Below are 16,980 nucleotides of genomic sequence, written 5' to 3' on the forward strand. Positions count from 1 at the left end.
ACGCGTTGTTGCACGACATAGGGTCTGCAATGCCAGCTGACTGTGGTGTCAGAGCATCGCTGAGATTGCCAGATCAACCCTTCAGCACGCCGCCGCGAATCCCCATCACATAACGCGCGGTGCGCACCACCGCTGGGTCCGCATCAGTGGCCAACTGCGCAAGTAGCGCCGATGCCGCTTCGTTGATCTCCGCAAGCGCCTGACAAATGCGCACACGGGCCAGGGCATCGGCATGCCCGTCCGAGATCGCGGCGTCGAAACGCTCCACAATCTGCTGCGCGATCACGGGGTCTTCCGCCAGGTCGACCAGCGCATCGGCCGCCTCAACATCGTGCGCCCCAACCACAACCTGCTCGATCAGCAGGGGAATGGCGTCGCGTACGCCCCATTCGCCGAGCACTCGGGCAGCGCGGTACCGCACGCGCTCTGTGGGGTCGCGCAAGGCGCCACGCAACATCTCCACTGCGTCGGCGCCGCCGAGTTTCGCCAGCGCGAGCACGGCCCGTTCGCGCATGGCCGGATCCGGCTGTTGAAGCGCCGCACCGAGTACGCTGGCGCCGCTGCCTTCGGTTCTTCCTAACGCCCAGTGCAACGCGCCCGCGACATTCGGCTCTTGCTCCTGCAGCAGTGCGTGGGCGATGAGTTCTGCCAGTGGGGCATCGCTGGATGCGGCGTCAAACGCAGCGCGCTGCCGCTCAGGTGCATGCGTGGAGTCGAGTCCTTTCAGCAGTTGTACGACGTCAAGCACGGCGGGCCAATCCTCGGGGGATGCGGCGGACACGGCGGCCAGCCGGGAAAGCAACGCTTGCTCTGCGGCCAACCGTTCGCGGCTGCGTGCCATCAACGCATCAATGAGCACATCGGGGCGAGGGGCTTGCTGGCTGAGTGCCTCGCGCACCTCGGCAAGGCCAAGGCCCAGTGCACGCAGGCTTTCCACTTGGAACAGGCGCCAGGCATCGGTTTCCGAATACGCGCGGTATCCCGCTTCTGTGCGTCCGGATGGGCTGACCAGTCCGCTCCTGTCGTAGTGCCGTAGCATGCGCGCGCTCACGCCGGAGCGCTTGGCCAACTCGCTGATGCGCATGACGTGTCTCCGGTGTCGTCTGGGTGCCGAAAAAATTCTATCAAAGCGGTGGTGGGCAACCTGCCGATGCAACGGCCTCTGGCAACGGTGTACCTGCGCGCTCCGCATCGGCCGGATCGAGCACAAACGCGCCCTCCGGGTCGGCGATCAGCCGGAGGCTGGCGCAGGCGTGGATGCGAACCGCTGGGTCCGTGTGGTGAGCCGCGGCCGCTTCGAGCGGGGCCACGGCGTCGTCGCCGAGCATGAGCAACGCTCGGCTCAGACTCCGCTGGAGGTGTTTGTCGCCGCGGCCCAGCTCGCGCGCCAGCTCGTGTGCCAACGCCGTGCGTTGCCCGATCGGCACCAGCCCTGCTGCGGTACGCCACGCCGTGCGCGCGACTTCCGCGTCGGGGTCATGCAGATGCGCGCTGGTGAGCGCCGGCCACGTTGCCGGGTCGCCAATTTTGGAGAGCGTGTGCAGCGCCTGGCTACGCGCTTGCGCCAGCGGTGAGTGCAGCTCGTCCAGCAGCAACGGCACGGTCAGGTCCTGCGCATGCCGGGTGAGGGCCCAGGTGAGCATGTCGCGAACGAAGAAATCCGGCTCGGCGCGGCAACGCTCCACCAGCGGCGCAATCTTGCCCGGATCGGGCGCCATGCCGGCACTCAGCGCAGCAGAAAGGCGCCGCGAAGCATCCGGGTGCGCCAGCGCTTGGGTCAATGTGTGATGGGTCATGAACGCCTCCTCACCCGGCAGTGGACACCTTGTCACCGTGACAAGGTCAACGGTTTTTGGCGAGCACCATGGCTTATGCTGCCGGTGGTCTTCCTCACCTTCGGGCAACGCATGTTCAAGCGCTGGGTTCCGCTGTTATTGGTCTATCTCTTGTGCGGGTGCTCCGCACCAAAGCCCGTCGCTCACGTGTCTGGCCCAGACACGCAACCCTGGGTGACAGCCACGCCCGCTGAAGTTTCGATGGACGGCGCCCTGCTGCAGCAGGCAGTTGCAACCTTGCCGCTGCCCGCCGAGCATGGCTTGCACAGCATGCTTGTCGTGCGACACGGAAAGCTGGTGCAGGAGGTGTACTGGAATGGCTACGACCAGGATGCCCAGCAGGACTTGCGCTCCGCCACGAAGAGCATCACCGCTTTGCTGGTAGGCATCGCCATCGACAAACACATCGTCAAAGGGGTGAATGAGCCGCTGGGCACATACCTCGAGGCGGCATACCCGCATGCCCCCGCGCTTGCACACGGCATCACGTTGGAGCATCTGCTGACGATGCGTAGCGGCCTGGCGTGTGACGACCGCGACCCCGCTTCGCCAGGGCAAGAAGACCGCATGTACCAGGAGCGCGACTGGGTTCGGTACTTTCTGGAGCTGCCCGTCGCCGCCCCGGCCGGAACCGCAGCGCACTATTGCACCGGCGGCGTGGTTGCTCTGGGCAGGGTGGTGGTCGAAGCCAGCAAACAGCCCGTCCCCGCCTTTGCCAACGAGGTGTTGTTCGGCCCCTTGGGTATATCGAATGCGCGCTGGGCCGACTTTGATCAGCATCGACAAACGGATACGGGTGGGCACTTGGCCTTGCGCCCGCGCGACCTGGCGAAGATCGGCCAGTTGGTACTGCAAGGGGGCATGTGGAATGGAAAGCAACTCGTGTCTCGCACATGGATCGAGCAGGCGACCAGCGAGCACACGCTCATCGACAAGAGCCGCAAGTCATATGGGTACCTTTGGTGGCGTGCATCGGCACCGTACCAGGGCAGACACGTACAGATCGTTTATGCCTCCGGCAACGGCGGGCAAGACGTCTTTGTCGTACCGGAGCTGGATCTGGTGGCGGTCTTTACCGGCGGCAACTACAACTCGTCGAAAGCGGCGCTGCCTTTCCAGTTGATGAGCAAGTTCGTGCTGCCTGCGGCGCGGTGAACCACGGTTCACCCCACATGAGGTTGGCAACCGCGCCGATGCTCAACTTTTCTCAGGCGCGCGGATGGTGCGCGCGCGGATGGTAGTTTCCAGCCTGATACGGCGTGTCAGGCGCAAAGCCCTGCACAGCCAACAATAAATAGGCACAGTGCGCGGGCTGGCATGAACGGGTCATCGCCACCCCGCCCGATGTGTGAGGAAGCCCTCGGCACTGTGTCGGCCCTGCACGGTCAGTGGCCTTTGCTTTGTGATGAAGGGGAAGCCGCATGCAGTCTCACACGCCATCCGCGGTGCCGTTGGTGGACAACCGGCGTGGCCGCATTTCGTTGCAGTATCTCGATGAGCGCCAGCAGCACCGAGTGCGTGCCAGCATCCGGGCGATCGCAGCACGCTCGCTCTATCAATGGGATGAAGTCGCGCCGCACCAGGCCGACGTGCTGGTGCTGGAGGGCGAGCAAGCCGACGTGCGCACGGCAGCGCCCTTCAAGCTATGGCTGGGTCAACCCGCGCCCGACGTGTTTGGCGATGACGTGTTCACGCTGCCACGCGCCTTCAGTACGCCCATGCTCTGGGGTGCGCTGGACCTGATTGCGCTGCGGTTGATGGACAGTCGCAGGCAGCCGACCGACGCGACCCACGCTTCCGACGCCAGCGATGCCCCGTTCATCCGTACCGACGCCGAACCCGATACCGCCACGAACGACAAGCCCACGTACCGCTTGCTGAGGCCGGTCGCGCTGGATGCGCGCTTTGCGGATCCGCGCTTTCGCGTGGCGATGGAGGACATGGCCGCGCGCGCTGTCAGCCTGGATGAACTGATCCATCACGGTGAACTTGAGCTCGAAGAGGCGCGCTTGCTGTTGCGTACGCTGAAGGCGCGTGGCGCGTTGGAGATCTGCATGAGCAACCAAGCCGTTGAGCCTGCGCAGGCGTCTCACGCAGAGCCCTCATCCAACGGCTGGTTCTCACGGGCACGCCGTTGGCTGCACGGGCGCGCTGAGCAGTAATGGGAAAGCGTGGTCACCACATGGCCACGACGGCCGCGCCAAGGCGGCCGATGCCCGATGCCGCAATCGCGGCGACTAGTTCACCAACGTCGTAATGCTCTTCGCCGGCAGCGTCACGGTGAACGTATTGCCGCTCACACCCAGCGCCGGCTGCTGCGCAAACGTGGCCGTGGCGGTGGTGAGGTAGGGCGTCAGGCTGGTCAACGCGCGGCCCGCCGGGTTGATTGACGCGGTGAGCGTGACGTCCGTGGTGTTCTCGTTCACCAGCACCACCACGGCCTTGTTGTCGCTCGCGCCCGCAGGCGTGCCGAACGCAGAAACGCGCACCCCCTTCTGCGGCAACACGGTGGTGTCGTAGCGCACGTAGCCCGGGCGGATGAAGTACGAGAAGTGCTTCAGGCCGATGCCGAAGTAGGTGGGCTTGTTGTCCGAGCCGATCAGGCCGGTGGGCTGGGCGTCGTTGGAGTTGACCAGCCACCAGTACACATACGCGTTGTATTGGCCGAGCGTAAAGCCGTCGTGGATCTCTTTCGCAAGGGCGATGGCATCGTCGATGCTGGTCTGCCAGGTGGTCTTGGTGTCGGCCTTGTTGACGGAATCCAGGAAGTGTTCGGTCATCCACACGTCCTTGCCCAGCCTGCGGGCCGAGGCCGAATAGGCCGGCACGCCGCCATATAGGTGGCCGCCAATGATGGAGAGGTTGCCGGCGGCATTGGTGTTGCCCAGCATCGTGTCGACCGTGGCCTGCGAGAAGTAGAACGATTCGGGCGCCATCAGCTTGGCCGTGGTGCCGGCCACGGCCACTGCGCCATAGCCGGCGGCCCAGGCCGTCATTTCGTCGGGGCTCCAGAGGCAGGATTCATAGGTCGCCGGGTCCCAGTCCGGCTCGTTCTGCATGGAAATGGCGTAGAGGTTGACGTTGCGGGTGGCGGCGTACCGGATGTAGCTGTTCAGGTACTTGGCGTAGTCGGCATAGCGCGCTGGGTCCAGGCGGCCGCTGTAGAGCGGGTTGCTGCGGCTGGTGTTGACGATCTTCATGCTGGCCGGGGGCGTCCACGGCGTGGCAAAGACGAGGGCGCCGCGTGCCTGGGCGGCGGCGCCGTTCGCCAGCTCGGCTGTCCATTGGGTGGTGTCGGCCGTCTGGGTGGTGGTGTTCCACTCGGCAGGCGCAATGCGCAGACGGAGGATGGACAGCCCGAGGCTGTCGGTCAGGCTGGTGCCGAACAGCGCGTTTACGCGGTCGTCCGCCATCTTGCTGTAGTACCAGGCGGCTGATCCGCCGAACCCCTGGATGGTCTGCTTCGCGCTGCCAAAGTTGATGGCGGCGGCCGTGGCGGCGGGTTTGATCGTCAGCGCCGTGCTGACCAGGGCCGACCGGTAGTGCGCGCTGTCCCTCGGCACAAACGTCGCCTGCAGGATGACGCTGCCGGCCGTGCTGGTGGTGGAGGCGCTCAGCGGTGCGCCATCTGCCGTGGTGTACGACGCTGGATCCACGGTGCCCTGGATGCCATACAGCGCGTAGGGTGTGGTGCTGACCTGCGCGGGCGTGAGGGCGGAACCCTGCAGCACGGCGTTGGGGAGGTCCCAGCGCACCGGCGGCTCGGCCTTGTTGACGGTCAGCGCCCGCATGGCGGTGGTGGCGGCGTACTTGGTCGTGTCCTGCGGCGTGAAGGTGACTGACAGGGTTTGCGTGCCGACTTCCGGCTTGGTCCCAACCGCCGGCGAATAGACGAAAGTGCCGGGCACATTGGCCGTCGCGTTCAATTGCGCCGTGCTGAGCGCCGTGCCCCATCCGATGGATGCGGGCGTGGCCCAGCTGATCGTCGCGGCGGGCGTGGGGCTAGGTGCCGGGGTGGGCGTTGGAGCGGGCGCCGGAGTTGGCGTGGGGGTGGGCGCCGGGGTGGGTGTTGGCGTCGGAGCGGGCGCCGGAGTCGGCGCGGTGGGACTTGACCCGGGGGTGGGCGCCGGCGACGGCGGCGGGCGCTCCCCAGGGTTGGACGCAGACACGGGTGCAGTCGTTGCGGTCGTGGAGGTGTCGGCAGGCGTGTCGGACGCGCCGCCACCGCAAGCCGCCAGCCACAGGCTCAGCAGACCGATCACCATGCTGCGCGCGCGCGGTGCGCTTGTTCTCTTCCACGTCGACGACATTGCTGGGCTCATTTTTGGGATGGGTGGATACGGCAGGACCCCCTACGAAAGTGGGGTGCGCCGTGTTGCACACGCGGTATCCCATGTCGCCTCTGCGCGCGTCAAGGCAAGCGCGGGGTTGGTGAGAGTTCTTGAATATCTGGGTGGGGTCGGTGCCTTTGTGGCGATGACGGGCTGCCCTTGCACCTTGCAGGCCCCGTTGCTGCTAGGGCATGGGCAGACCAACGTGCACCGACCGTTGCGGCCGCAAAACAGGAGGCAGGCATGGCCAAACAAAAACCCTCCGCAAAAACCGTCAAGCCCAAAGACCGCGGCCCCGTTCTCACGCGCCTGCGGCAGGAGAAGATGGCCAAGTCCGTGCATGCCTACGTGCGCGGCAGTACCGAGAAGTTCTATGAATGGCTGGCCACGGTGCAGCCGCAGCTGCTGCCCGACGGGCCCACCATCTGGATCTGCGGGGACTGCCATGTCGGCAACCTCGGGCCCATTGGCGACATGCGGGGCAGCACGAGCATCCAGATCCGCGATTTTGACCAGACGGTCATTGGCAACCCGGCGCACGACCTCATCCGGCTGGGCGTTTCGCTGGCCACGGCGGCGCGTGGTTCAGACCTGCCCGGCATCGTCACCGCGCGCATGGTGGAAGGCCTGATGACGGGCTATTTGGATGGCATCAACCCGGACGGTGGCATGGCGCTGCCCGAGCGGCCCTCCGCCGTGCATACCGCCATGAAGGCCGCCACGGCCCGCACGTGGAAGCAGCTCGCCCGCGATCGGCTGGAAGACGCGTCGCCCACCATCCCGCTGGGCAAGCGCTTCTGGCCGCTGGCGCGCGAAGAGCAGCGCGAACTGAAGCAACTGACGCAGCAGCCGGGGCTGCTGGAGCTGGTCGGCCATCTCTACGGCAGCCATCGGGACGACGCGGAAATCGTCGACGCGGCGTATTGGGTGAAAGGCTGCAGTTCGCTCGGCAAGCGGCGCTATGCCGTGTTGCTATCGGCAAAAGGGTGTGCCGAACGCCCCTACCGCCTGCTCGATTTCAAAGAAGCCGGTGCGCCCGCCGCACCGCGTGCACCGGGAATAGACATGCCCCGGCACAACGGTGAACGCGTGGTCACGGGCGCGCGCCATGTCTGCCCCGAGCTGGGCAACCGCATGGCGTGGGTCCGCATGCTCGGCACGAGCTTCTTCGTGCGCGAGCTGTTGCCGCAAGACCTCAAGCTCGACGTTGAAACCCTGGGCACCCGAGACGCCGTATCGCTGGCGACCTACCTCGGCCACGTGGTCGGCCTGGCACATGGGCAGCAGATGCCGCGCGATGTCGCACAGGCGTGGCGCCGCGATCTGAAAGCGCGGCACGGCAAATCCATCGACGCGCCGTTCTGGCTCTGGACGTCCATTGTCGATTTGATCGGTCTGCATGAGCGGCAGTATCTGGAGCATTGCCGGGCATGGGCGCGGTAGGCGTCATGTGCCCAAGTTGTCTATCGCGTCGGGTGTGGTCCCGCTTCTGGTGACGGCACGATAGCGGTGCCGCTGCAATGCGAGGTGCGGCCTCAGCTCTCCAAAAACGGTGCGCGTTCCAAACCGGTGCCTCGCGCACCAACTCCAAGCCGGCGCCGCCCCATCCCGTGGCGCGTGCCTCGCGCCAGGGCGCGGCCCAGGCAATCAACGCTGCGCCAATCCGCACAAAACGCCGCACATTGCTGCATGGCACAAAACTCGCATAAGCGGTGGGCGACCGGTCAGACCACGACCGTGTCTTTCTCCAATGTCGGCCCATGCACAGCATTCCATCCTCCGTTGCGCAAGCACTCCAGCAAGGCATCCTCCGCGGCGATTACCCCAGCGGCAGCCGTCTGCCGCCGCAGCGTGAACTGGCAGAAAGCCTGGGCGTGAGCCGCGCATCGTTGCGCGAGGCGCTGACGGTGCTGGAGACGCTGGGCCTGGTGGACATCCTGCCCAGCCGGGGTGTGGTGGTGCGTGGGCCGCAGGCCAGTGCCGAGCGCATGCATCGCCCGTTTGCCACGCCGGCGCTGGGCACGCTGTCGCCGCGTCAGTTGATAGAACTGCGCCTGGTGCTGGAGCCCGGCTGGACGGCGCTTGCCGCTGCGCGCATGCACGCCGCCGGCCTGCGCCACCTGCAATGGCTGCAGCAGCAGTTGGCGCATGCGTTGGAACGCAATGACTTGCTGAGCGCGGCCGAGGCGGATCTGCACTTCCACCTGTTGCTGGCGCAGCAGTCGGGCAACCCGGGTTTGATGGCGATGGCGGCCCAGTTGGAGCACGCCATCGGCCACAGCCTGCGCTTGCCCTTTGCCCGCAATGGCGCAGACGACCACCCCGCGCACGAGCACGACGCCATCGTGCAGGCCATTGCGGCAGGCGATGCCGCCGCCAGCGCAGACGCCATGCGCGCCCACCTTCTATCGGCCGCGCGCCGCAGCGGGATCGACCTGAATGCCCCGCCCGCTGCGTCCGAATCCATGCAACCCGAACCGGTTTCCTTTCGCCTCGTCTCGATTTCTGAAGGAGTTCTTGAATGACCCGCATCACCGTCCGCCCCACCTTGGGCAATACCTCGCGCCGCACCATCCTCCTCGCCGCCATGGCAGCCAGCGCGGTGGTTGCGCTGTTGCCGGGCCGCGCGGCCCATGCCGACACGCTGGCCAACATCCAAAAAGCCGGCGTGATCCGCGTGGCGATTCCGAATGACTTCCCGCCATTCGGCTCGCTCGGCCCGGACCTCAAGCTACAGGGCTATGACATCGACATGGCTAACCTCGTCGCCAAGGAGCTGGGTGTGAAGGCCGAGCTGGTGCCCGTCACCAGCACCAACCGCATTCCGTTCCTGACCACGGGCAAGGTGGATGTCGTGATCTCCAGCCTGGGTAAGAACGCCGAGCGCGCGAAGGTGATCGACTTCACGCAGGCATATGCGCCGTTCCCCAAGAGCGTGTACGGCCCGAAGGATGTGTCGATCAAGGCGCCAGCCGACCTGGCCGGCAAGACGATCGGCGTGACGCGCGGCTCGACGGAAGACCTGGCCCTCTCGGCCGTGGCGCCGGCGTCGGCCACTATCAAGCGCTATGAAGACAACAACGCCACCGCGCAGAGCTACCTGATCGGTCAGGTGCAGCTGGTGACGGTGGGCAACATCGTGGCCAATGCGGTGAACGAGCGCACGAAGCTGCGCCAGCTCGACCTGAAGTTCCCCGTGGAAGACACGCCTTGCTATGTGGGTGTGGCCAAGGGCGAGCCCGCGCTGCTCGACAAGGTGAACGCCGTGATCACCAAGCTGAAGACAGATGGGCGCCTGAACGACTTGTCGCAGCGCTGGATCAAGATGCCGCTGCCTGCAAAGCTGTAAGCACACGCACGCCTTCGCAACACAGGCCCGGCGCGCGCCTAGGTGTGCCGGGCCACGGATGACCTCCATGGCTTATCAATTCGACTTTGGCGCTGTCTTCGGTTACAGCGGCCAGCTCGCGCAGGGCGCGGCGTTTACGCTCGCGCTCACGGCGGCGGGCGCGGTGGCGGGCGGCGCCATCGGCATCGCCGGCGGCGTGTGCCGCGCCTGGCGCATCGCGCCGTTCAACGCGCTGTTCAAGGTGTATGTGGAGGCCATCCGCAATACGCCGTTCCTGGTGCAGCTGATGTTCGTGTTCTTCGGTTTGCCCTCGCTGGGTGTGCAGATCAACGAATGGCAGGCGGCGTTGCTCACGGCGGTCGTCAACCTCGGCGCGTACATTACGGAGATCGTGCGTGCAGGTATTCAGGAAACGCCGCGCGGCCAGTTGGAAGCGGCCAACGCGCTGGCGATGAGCCGCTGGGCGATCTTCCGGCACGTGGTGCTGCGGCCTGCGTTGCAGAAGGTGTGGCCTGCGCTGAGCAGCCAGATCGTGATCGTGATGCTGGGCACGTCGGTGGTCTCGCAGATTGCCGCGCAGGATCTGACCTTTGCGGCCAACTTCATCCAGTCGCGCAACTTCCGCGCGTTTGAAACCTATCTGGTGGTGACGGCGCTGTACTTTGCCCTGGCGCTGTTGCTGCGTCAGTTGCTGGCCTGGGTGGGGCAGCGCTTTGTTGTCGGGCGCCGTGCGCCGGCGGCATCGGCTGCAGCACGCGCGGTCACCCCCACGCCTGCGGAGACCACTGCATGATCGCCGACATCCCTCTGTTGCCCATTCTCCTCAAGCTGGGGGAAGGGCTGCTTGCCACGCTCATGCTGTCGCTCATGGCCTTTGTGCTGGGCGGCACGGCGGGCCTGGTGGTGCTGTTTGCCCGCGTGGGGCGCAACGCAGGCCTGCAGCGGGTGAGCAAGGCGTACATCCAGCTCTTCCAGAACACGCCGCTGCTCATGCAGATGTTCATCGTGTTCTTTGGGGCGTCGATGGCGGGGTTCGAGATGTCGCCGTGGACGGCGGCCGCCATCGGCCTGACGCTGTACACCAGTGCCTACCTGGCCGAGGTGTGGCGCGGCTGCGTGGAGGCCATCCCCCGTGGGCAGTGGGAGGCGTCTTCCAGCCTGGCGATGGGCTACTTCCAGCAGATGCGGCATGTGGTGTTGCCGCAGGCGGTGCGCCTGTCGATTGCGCCCACGGTGGGGTTCTCCGTGCAGATCGTCAAGGGCACGGCGGTGGCGTCCATCATCGGGTTTGAAGATCTGTCCAAGCTGGGCTCGGTGCTGGCCAATGCCACGTTCCAGCCGTTCCTTATCTATGGGCTGGTGGCGCTGGCGTACTTCGCGCTGTGCTGGCCGCTGTCGCTCTGTGCCTCTCATCTGGAAAAGAAGCTCTATGCCGCTCGTTGATCTGTGCGCCGTACACAAGCATTACGGCAACAACCATGTGCTCAAGGGCGTGGACCTGCGCGTCGAAAGCGGCCAGGTGGTCGCCATCATCGGGCGCAGCGGCTCGGGCAAGAGCACGCTGCTGCGGTCCATCAACGGGCTGGAGGCCATCGACGACGGCCAGATCGTGGTCGACAACGCGGTGCTCAAGGGCTCACAGGCCACGCCCGCGCAACTGCGCGCGCTGCGCCTGAACGTGGGCATGGTGTTCCAGCAGTTCAACCTGTTTCCGCACCTCACAGCGGGCGAAAACGTGGCGCTGTCGCCCGTGGTGGTCAAGGGCGTGAAGAAGGCCGATGCCAATGACCTCGCGCGCCAGATGATGGCCAAGGTGGGCCTGGCCGATAAGTTCGATGCGTACCCCGATCAGCTCAGCGGCGGGCAGCAGCAGCGCGTGGCCATTGCGCGCGCGCTGGCCATGCAGCCGAAGGTGCTGCTGTGCGACGAGATCACCTCTGCGTTGGATCCGGAGCTGGTGAACGAGGTGCTGGCCGTGGTGAAGCAACTCGCGGCCGAAGGCATGACGCTGATCATGGTCACGCATGAGATGCGCTTTGCGCGCGATGTGGGCGATCAGCTCGTGTTCATGCACCAGGGGCTGATCCATGAACGTGGCCCCGCCAAGGACGTGTTTGCCAGCCCCAAGACGGCGGAGCTGGCAGCGTTCATCGGCGCGGTGCAGTAAGCCCGCTCACGCGATGTGCCCCGCCGTCGGCTCATACCTGCGAGTCACGGCGGGCACATCGTTGCCACCGCTTGTAGCCATTTCGGTGTAGACCGTTCCTGATAGCCCGCGCCAATGGCGCCACGGTTATTTTGTGGGTGCACTAAACATAACGGTTGTGTGTGGAAAATCGGTAATCTGTTCAGTAAATTTATTCTCCATCTGCTCTTCATATCTCTCAGCGGCGTCACGATTTTTATTTGCTTATGCTAGCGAAGCCCTGAACCCGGGGCGTCGTTAATGCGGCAACACAATATGCCGCGTTGATTGGCTGAGACTGGAATCACAGAATGATCCAGCTCGTTCACTTCATATGGAGATAAAACATGTCGAACGTTCAGACTGCCGCAACTTCGTGGGGCACGGTGCCTTCCATCCGCGTCTACACGGCCAACGGCGGCAAGATCACCGAGCGTTGCTGGGACGGGAAAGGCTGGTACACGGGCGCGTTCGCCGAGCCTGGTGATAACGTGTCCGTCACCAGCTGGCTGGTTGGCAGCGCCATCCACATCCGCGTGTATGCCACTACCGGCACCACCACCACGGAGTGGTGCTGGGATGGCAACGGCTGGTCGAAAGGCGCTTACACCACGGTTTAATCCGGGTTGAGCAATGCGGGGCTTTCGGGCTCCGCACGCAAATCGGCGTAAAACGGGGGAAACCGTTTTATGCCGATTTGCGTTTGTGTTTTTATAGTGGATTTATCTTTATTTTTCATTCTGATTTATTTTTGTCGTGGTTTTGTTGCGCTGGTGAAAATCGGCTCAACAAGAAGAAGACATAACGCGGGCCGGCGGCAGGTGGCAATTCGGTTCGCGTAGACAGCCAGCACCGTCGGGCAAGGTGCTGTTGCGCGCTGGGCCACTGGGGTGTCTGCGATAATTCCGCACCCCATCTGATACGCGCTCGCGTCTGCCTCATGGTCGTTCGCCCCCACCTGCACTGGTTCCGCATGCTGCTTGCGTGGCGCGGCTCTGTGTTGCCGCAGTTGCTGCCACGCTTGTTCCTCATCTTCGGTATTTCGATGGTGGCGCTGGCGGTGCATGCGCATTGGCTGCCCATCCGCGTCAGCCTCAGCACCACGCCGTTTTCGCTCATCGGCATCGCGCTGGCGGTGTTTCTCGGTTTTCGCAACAACGCCAGTTACGACCGCTACTGGGAGGCGCGCAAGCTCTGGGGGCAGGTGCTCAACGATGCGCGCTCGCTCACGCGGCAAGCCGCGACGTTGCCGCGTCGCGGTGAACAGAACCACGGCGGGGCCGAATCCGACGTGCGCGTTGACGTGCTCGAATTCGTGCACGTGCTGGGCGCGCTGCCGCATGCGCTGCGCCATCAGTTGCGTCATACCGATCCACGTGAAGACCTGGCTGCCCGTCTGCCGGCACCGCTGCTCGACCGCGTGATGGCGGCGCGCTACCGGCCCGCTATCCTCCTGCAGTGGCTTGGCGAGTGGGTGGGGCAGCGCACGCATGACAAGACGATTGGCGACTGGGCCGCGCTGGCGTTTGACCGCAACCTGAACGAGCTCTCCAACGCCATCGGAGGGTGTGAGCGCATTGCCAGTACGCCGTTGCCCTTTGCGTATTCCGTGATGATCCACCGCACGGTGTACTTCTTCTGCGCGGCACTGCCGTTCGGGCTGGTGGAAAGCATCGGCAATTTCACGCCGGTGTTCTCGGTGTTTGTGGCCTACACCTTCATGGCACACGAGGCCATTGCCTCGCAGTTGGAAGACCCGTTCGGCACGGAAGACAACGACCTCGCCCTCAACGCGCTGTCCAGCACCATCGAAGATGCCGTGCGTGACATGGTGGGCGAGCCGAGCTTGCCACCGACTGCGCATGCGCGTCGGGGTGTGATTCTGGATTGAGGGTCCCCGCCGCCCCCGCCTCACTCTTCGCCCTGCGCTCAATGCAAAAGCCCCTCGCCATATCGAGGGGCTTTGCACATCTACTGTGCGGTTTCAGTTGCCTCAGGGCACCGCTACCACCGCCATCCCGCGCGGAATGTTGCCGGTGGCCGCGGTGCCGCTCGGCACGGCCGTCAGTTTGCCCGTGGTGCCGTTGATGCTGTATGCGGTGACGGTGTTGTCGCTGGCCGTGACCACATAGGCAAAGGTGCCCGCAAAGTTGAGCACGATCGTCACGGGGTTGACGCCGGTAGCCGTGGTGTCGACCTTCGTGAGTGCGCCGTTGGACGGGTTGATGCTGAAGACGTCAACGGAGTTGCCCAGTATGTTGGCCACGTACAGGAAGCCGCCGGATGGCCCGATGGCCATGCCGTAGGGGTTGGTGCCTGCGGGCACGGCGGCACCCGAAGCGGTGAGTGCGCCAGTGGTGCTGTTGATGCTGTACACGCCCAGCGTGTTGCTGCCACTGTTGGCCACGTAGGCGTAGCTGCCGTTGGGGCTCAGTGCGATGAACTGCGGCACGCTTCCGGCAGTGAGCGCACTGCCCACCTGTGTAAGCGCGCCGGTGCTGCTGTTGACGGCAAACGCCATGACGGTGCCGGTGGCGTTGGCGGTGTCGGCATTCACCACATAGGCGAAGGTGCCGGCGCTGTTGAGCTTGATGTCATAGGGGTTGTTGCCTGCGGTGATGGGCGCCAGCGCCGTGAGCGCGCCGGTGCCGGTGTTCACTGAGAACGCCGACAGCGTGTTGTCGCCAAAGTTGGCCGTGTACGCAAACTTGCCGCTGGGCGCGCGCGTGATGCTGAAGGGCAGGAGGCCCGTGCTGGTAGGCGTGCCCACGACCGTCAGCAGGCCGGTGTCTGCGTTGATCGACAGCGTGGTGATGGTGCTGTCTGCCGCATTCGCCACGTACACGTATTTGCCCGCCGGATCGATGGTGAGCGACAGCGGCCCTTGCCCCACCTTTACCGCTGTTGCACCGATGGCAGTCGGCATGCCGGTGGTCAGGTTTAGCGTGTAGGCCGAGACGGTGCCGTCGTTGGAGTTGACGGCATACGCAAACAGCGGGCGCGGCGCACATGCGACGGCAATGGTGGTGACGTTGGTGGTGGCCACCGTGCCGCTGCCATTGGTGACGGTGCAGTTCTCACCCGAAGGCCGTTTGCCGACCGTGGCCGCGTAGGGCTTGCCTTGCGCAAGTTTGGTTGGGAACTGGAAGCTGCCGTTGGCACTGACCGTGACCGCATCGCCGCCGTTGTCGAGCAGCGTGACCGATGTGCCGGTGGAAAGCCCGCTGACGGTGCCGCCCACTGTGTAGGTGGGCACAGGCGCGGGCGCTGGTGAAGGGGACGGCGTTGGTGTCGGCGCGGGCGTGACGTTAGTGGTGGGTGGCGTCGTGCCGGTGCCGGCATCGTCGCCGCCGCCGCACGCGCTGAGCCCCAGCGACAACGCAGCGGCCATCACCAGCGCGGCGCCATGCCGATGCGGGGGAATGGGCGCGGGTGTCGGTTGTGATGGCGTGCAACCGGCACGCGGCGCTTGGGCGATCGACAACTCGGCCATGGCTTCCCCTCGTTCTGGATTGGCGCAAGCGGTGGCCTGCGTTTTCCGGAAGCATAGAAACCCGCACCCACACGCCGACATAGGCCAATTGACGGACAAAGCCCTCGGCCTCATGGATACCAACATGCAGCGTGCACCGCTTGATACGGCAAGCAACGGCGGCGAACGGTGGGGGTATCGTTCACCGCCGTTGCAAGGACATCGTTTGCCTGTGTAAGCGCCGCGCCTACGTGGCCAGGTTCATGCTGCCTCGGCGGCCGGCACCTTCAGCGGCACCGGGTTGCGCAGGCTCACGTTCAGCAGGTTCCAGCTGTTGATGACGACGATGACAAAGCTCAGCTCGGCAATCTCCTCATCGCTGAAGTGGGTGCGCAGCTGCGCGAATTCTTCATCGCTGGTGTCGCTGTGCGGCGTGTTGGTGACGAGCTCCGCCCAGCGCAGCGCGGCGCGTTCGCGCTCGGTAAAGAACGGCGCCTCGCGCCAGCCGGCCACGGCGTTCAGGTGACGCGGGTCTTCGCCCATCTTGATGAGGTCGCGCCAGTGCATGTCGATGCAGTAGGCGCAGCCGTTGATCTGCGACACGCGCAGCAGGACGAGGTCGACCAAGCGCGCGCCGAGCAGATCCTTGCGCAGATTGTTCGACAGGTTCAGCAGGCCGTTGAAGGCCTTCGGGGCCAGTTGGTAATAGGCGATGCGCGGGGCGTGCGACATGATGGGCTCCTTGAGGTGGTGGGATATCCGGAGCGATTGCACACGTTGCGCAGCTTGCGTCGTTGCGTGCAGCGTCGCTCCATACCCTCAAGACGCCCGGCGTGGCCGCGTTGTGACAGCCCGCCCGAACATTTTTGTTTTTACGCGCCGCTGCCGATGTGGGCGAGCTTGTCTGGGTTGCGCACCACGTAGATGGCCACGATGCGCCCGTCTTCGATCACGAACGACTGCGCCGATTCCAGCGTGCCATTCACATAGCGCAGCAGGCCGGGTTCGCCATTGACGCGCGCGTGCTGGTAGCGCACCTCGCCCATGTGCTGGACCAGCTCGCAGTAGATCTTGGTGATCTGCGCGGCGTCTTGAATGATGCGCGTGAACGAGGGCACCTTGCCGCCACCGTCGCCCACTAGCTGTGCGTCGTCCGCCAGCAGGGCGCGGATGGCGTCGCGCTGGCCGGTGCGCGAGGCTTCGGCAAAGCGCGCGAGCAAGTCGCGGTGCGCATCGTGCGACACGTCAAAGCGTGGGCGCTCCTGCTGCACGCGGTCCGATGCGCGATGCACCATCTGCCGGCACGCGGCTTCGGTCTTGCCGAGCAGCGCGGCGATGTCCGCGTAATCCTGGTCGAACACTTGGCGCATCAAGAACGCAGCGCGCTCTTCGGGTGACAGGCGCTCCAGCACCCACAGCAAGGCCATCGACAAGTCGCCCGCCAACTCCACGGCGGTCTCGGGCGTGGGCGCGTTGGATTCCACCTCCACCAGCGGTTCGGGCAGCCACCAGCCCACGTAGGCTTCGCGCTCGGCCTTGGCGGCGCGCAGGCGGTCGATGGACAGACGCGTGACCACAGTCACCAGCCACGCCTCGGCGGATTGCAATGCGGCTTGGTCGGCCTGGTGCCAGCGCATCCACGCGTCTTGCAGCACGTCTTCGGCATCGGCGCGGCTGCCGAGCATGCGGTAGGCAATCGCAAACAGGCGCGGGCGCGCGGCGGTGAAGGCGGTGTCTTGAGTGTCGGTGCGGGAAGCGCTGGCCATGGCGGGTGGTGGTCGGGGGCGATCTCTCTAGACGGAGCCGGG

Annotated in this window: 16 protein-coding genes; 10 read left to right on the forward strand and 6 right to left on the reverse strand. The window is 65.2% G+C overall.

Annotated elements, in window-relative coordinates; all coding sequences use genetic code 11:
- Nucleotides 1-73: 73 nt before the first annotated feature.
- Together ACN9M1_RS00075 and ACN9M1_RS00080 are read right to left on the reverse strand one after the other, a co-directional pair.
- Nucleotides 74-1,084 (reverse strand): HEAT repeat domain-containing protein, encoded by a 1,011-nt coding sequence (locus ACN9M1_RS00075; protein ID WP_426396319.1) that lies wholly within the window; start codon nucleotides 1,082-1,084, stop codon nucleotides 74-76.
- A 40-nt stretch (nucleotides 1,085-1,124) separates the two neighbouring features.
- Nucleotides 1,125-1,796, reverse strand: coding sequence for a HEAT repeat domain-containing protein (locus tag ACN9M1_RS00080; RefSeq protein ID WP_426396321.1), 672 nt, complete (start codon nucleotides 1,794-1,796; stop codon nucleotides 1,125-1,127).
- A gap of 213 nt (nucleotides 1,797-2,009) precedes the next feature.
- Here ACN9M1_RS00080 and ACN9M1_RS00085 point away from each other — a divergent pair, with 213 nt between their 5' ends.
- Together ACN9M1_RS00085 and ACN9M1_RS00090 are read left to right on the forward strand one after the other, a co-directional pair.
- Nucleotides 2,010-2,990 carry a serine hydrolase domain-containing protein gene (locus ACN9M1_RS00085; RefSeq protein ID WP_426396323.1) on the forward strand — a complete coding sequence of 327 codons (981 nt, stop codon included), beginning with the start codon at nucleotides 2,010-2,012 and terminating at the stop codon, nucleotides 2,988-2,990.
- 266 nt (nucleotides 2,991-3,256) lie between these two features.
- The gene (locus tag ACN9M1_RS00090) at nucleotides 3,257-3,997 is read left to right on the forward strand and encodes a hypothetical protein (protein ID WP_426396325.1); all 741 of its coding nucleotides are present in this window, start codon (nucleotides 3,257-3,259) and stop codon (nucleotides 3,995-3,997) included.
- Nucleotides 3,998-4,072: 75 nt separating this feature from the next.
- On the opposite strand, the gene ACN9M1_RS00095 is transcribed toward ACN9M1_RS00090, so the two are convergent.
- Nucleotides 4,073-6,145 (reverse strand): glycoside hydrolase family 30 beta sandwich domain-containing protein, encoded by a 2,073-nt coding sequence (locus ACN9M1_RS00095; RefSeq protein ID WP_426396327.1) that lies wholly within the window; start codon nucleotides 6,143-6,145, stop codon nucleotides 4,073-4,075.
- 264 nt (nucleotides 6,146-6,409) lie between these two features.
- Between ACN9M1_RS00095 and ACN9M1_RS00100 the strand changes: the two genes are divergently transcribed.
- The 8 genes from ACN9M1_RS00100 to ACN9M1_RS00135 all read left to right on the forward strand — a co-directional run bounded on the left by ACN9M1_RS00100 (nucleotide 6,410) and on the right by ACN9M1_RS00135 (nucleotide 13,591).
- Nucleotides 6,410-7,609 (forward strand): DUF2252 family protein, encoded by a 1,200-nt coding sequence (locus ACN9M1_RS00100; protein WP_426396329.1) that lies wholly within the window; start codon nucleotides 6,410-6,412, stop codon nucleotides 7,607-7,609.
- A gap of 317 nt (nucleotides 7,610-7,926) precedes the next feature.
- Nucleotides 7,927-8,691, forward strand: coding sequence for a FadR/GntR family transcriptional regulator (locus ACN9M1_RS00105; RefSeq protein WP_426396331.1), 765 nt, complete (start codon nucleotides 7,927-7,929; stop codon nucleotides 8,689-8,691).
- Nucleotides 8,688-9,515 carry a transporter substrate-binding domain-containing protein gene (locus ACN9M1_RS00110; protein ID WP_426396333.1) on the forward strand — a complete coding sequence of 276 codons (828 nt, stop codon included), beginning with the start codon at nucleotides 8,688-8,690 and terminating at the stop codon, nucleotides 9,513-9,515. The genes ACN9M1_RS00105 and ACN9M1_RS00110 overlap by 4 nt, the downstream gene beginning before the upstream one ends.
- 67 nt (nucleotides 9,516-9,582) lie before the next feature.
- On the forward strand, nucleotides 9,583-10,308 hold the full coding sequence (locus tag ACN9M1_RS00115) for an amino acid ABC transporter permease (protein WP_426396335.1): 726 nt from the start codon (nucleotides 9,583-9,585) through the stop codon (nucleotides 10,306-10,308).
- Nucleotides 10,305-10,958, forward strand: coding sequence for an amino acid ABC transporter permease (locus tag ACN9M1_RS00120; RefSeq protein WP_426396337.1), 654 nt, complete (start codon nucleotides 10,305-10,307; stop codon nucleotides 10,956-10,958). The genes ACN9M1_RS00115 and ACN9M1_RS00120 overlap by 4 nt, the downstream gene beginning before the upstream one ends.
- On the forward strand, nucleotides 10,945-11,682 hold the full coding sequence (locus tag ACN9M1_RS00125) for an amino acid ABC transporter ATP-binding protein (protein ID WP_426396339.1): 738 nt from the start codon (nucleotides 10,945-10,947) through the stop codon (nucleotides 11,680-11,682). The genes ACN9M1_RS00120 and ACN9M1_RS00125 overlap by 14 nt, the downstream gene beginning before the upstream one ends.
- A 365-nt stretch (nucleotides 11,683-12,047) precedes the next feature.
- Nucleotides 12,048-12,320, forward strand: a complete 273-nt coding sequence (locus ACN9M1_RS00130) for a fucose-binding lectin protein (RefSeq protein WP_426396340.1) — start codon at nucleotides 12,048-12,050, stop codon at nucleotides 12,318-12,320.
- A gap of 320 nt (nucleotides 12,321-12,640) precedes the next feature.
- Nucleotides 12,641-13,591, forward strand: coding sequence for a bestrophin family protein (locus tag ACN9M1_RS00135; protein WP_426396342.1), 951 nt, complete (start codon nucleotides 12,641-12,643; stop codon nucleotides 13,589-13,591).
- A gap of 102 nt (nucleotides 13,592-13,693) precedes the next feature.
- Here the strand turns inward: ACN9M1_RS00135 and ACN9M1_RS00140 are convergent, their stop codons facing one another.
- From ACN9M1_RS00140 to ACN9M1_RS00150, 3 genes are all read right to left on the reverse strand, one after another.
- Nucleotides 13,694-15,193, reverse strand: a complete 1,500-nt coding sequence (locus ACN9M1_RS00140; RefSeq protein WP_426396344.1) for a lactonase family protein — start codon at nucleotides 15,191-15,193, stop codon at nucleotides 13,694-13,696.
- A 240-nt stretch (nucleotides 15,194-15,433) separates the two neighbouring features.
- Nucleotides 15,434-15,904: a carboxymuconolactone decarboxylase family protein gene (locus tag ACN9M1_RS00145; protein WP_426396346.1), complete on the reverse strand. Its 471-nt coding sequence runs from the start codon at nucleotides 15,902-15,904 to the stop codon at nucleotides 15,434-15,436.
- A 140-nt stretch (nucleotides 15,905-16,044) separates the two neighbouring features.
- Complete coding sequence (locus ACN9M1_RS00150; protein ID WP_426396348.1) at nucleotides 16,045-16,938, reverse strand: RNA polymerase sigma-70 factor; 894 nt, start codon at nucleotides 16,936-16,938, stop codon at nucleotides 16,045-16,047.
- Between the last annotated feature and the right edge of the window lie 42 nt (nucleotides 16,939-16,980).

It is taken from the genome of Ralstonia sp. R-29 (genome assembly GCF_049913345.1).
Lineage (GTDB): Bacteria > Pseudomonadota > Gammaproteobacteria > Burkholderiales > Burkholderiaceae > Ralstonia.

Coding starts and splice junctions, on each gene's coding strand:
- ACN9M1_RS00115 (WP_426396335.1), top strand. CDS start 9,583: ATGGCTTATCAATTCGACTTTGGCGCTGTCTTCGGTTACAGCGGCCAG.
- ACN9M1_RS00125 (WP_426396339.1), top strand. CDS start 10,945: ATGCCGCTCGTTGATCTGTGCGCCGTACACAAGCATTACGGCAACAAC.
- ACN9M1_RS00140 (WP_426396344.1), bottom strand. CDS start 15,193: ATGGCCGAGTTGTCGATCGCCCAAGCGCCGCGTGCCGGTTGCACGCCA.
- ACN9M1_RS00130 (WP_426396340.1), top strand. CDS start 12,048: ATGTCGAACGTTCAGACTGCCGCAACTTCGTGGGGCACGGTGCCTTCC.
- ACN9M1_RS00145 (WP_426396346.1), bottom strand. CDS start 15,904: ATGTCGCACGCCCCGCGCATCGCCTATTACCAACTGGCCCCGAAGGCC.
- ACN9M1_RS00105 (WP_426396331.1), top strand. CDS start 7,927: ATGCACAGCATTCCATCCTCCGTTGCGCAAGCACTCCAGCAAGGCATC.
- ACN9M1_RS00110 (WP_426396333.1), top strand. CDS start 8,688: ATGACCCGCATCACCGTCCGCCCCACCTTGGGCAATACCTCGCGCCGC.
- ACN9M1_RS00150 (WP_426396348.1), bottom strand. CDS start 16,938: ATGGCCAGCGCTTCCCGCACCGACACTCAAGACACCGCCTTCACCGCC.
- ACN9M1_RS00080 (WP_426396321.1), bottom strand. CDS start 1,796: ATGACCCATCACACATTGACCCAAGCGCTGGCGCACCCGGATGCTTCG.
- ACN9M1_RS00120 (WP_426396337.1), top strand. CDS start 10,305: ATGATCGCCGACATCCCTCTGTTGCCCATTCTCCTCAAGCTGGGGGAA.
- ACN9M1_RS00090 (WP_426396325.1), top strand. CDS start 3,257: ATGCAGTCTCACACGCCATCCGCGGTGCCGTTGGTGGACAACCGGCGT.
- ACN9M1_RS00100 (WP_426396329.1), top strand. CDS start 6,410: ATGGCCAAACAAAAACCCTCCGCAAAAACCGTCAAGCCCAAAGACCGC.
- ACN9M1_RS00095 (WP_426396327.1), bottom strand. CDS start 6,145: ATGTCGTCGACGTGGAAGAGAACAAGCGCACCGCGCGCGCGCAGCATG.
- ACN9M1_RS00075 (WP_426396319.1), bottom strand. CDS start 1,084: ATGCGCATCAGCGAGTTGGCCAAGCGCTCCGGCGTGAGCGCGCGCATG.
- ACN9M1_RS00135 (WP_426396342.1), top strand. CDS start 12,641: ATGGTCGTTCGCCCCCACCTGCACTGGTTCCGCATGCTGCTTGCGTGG.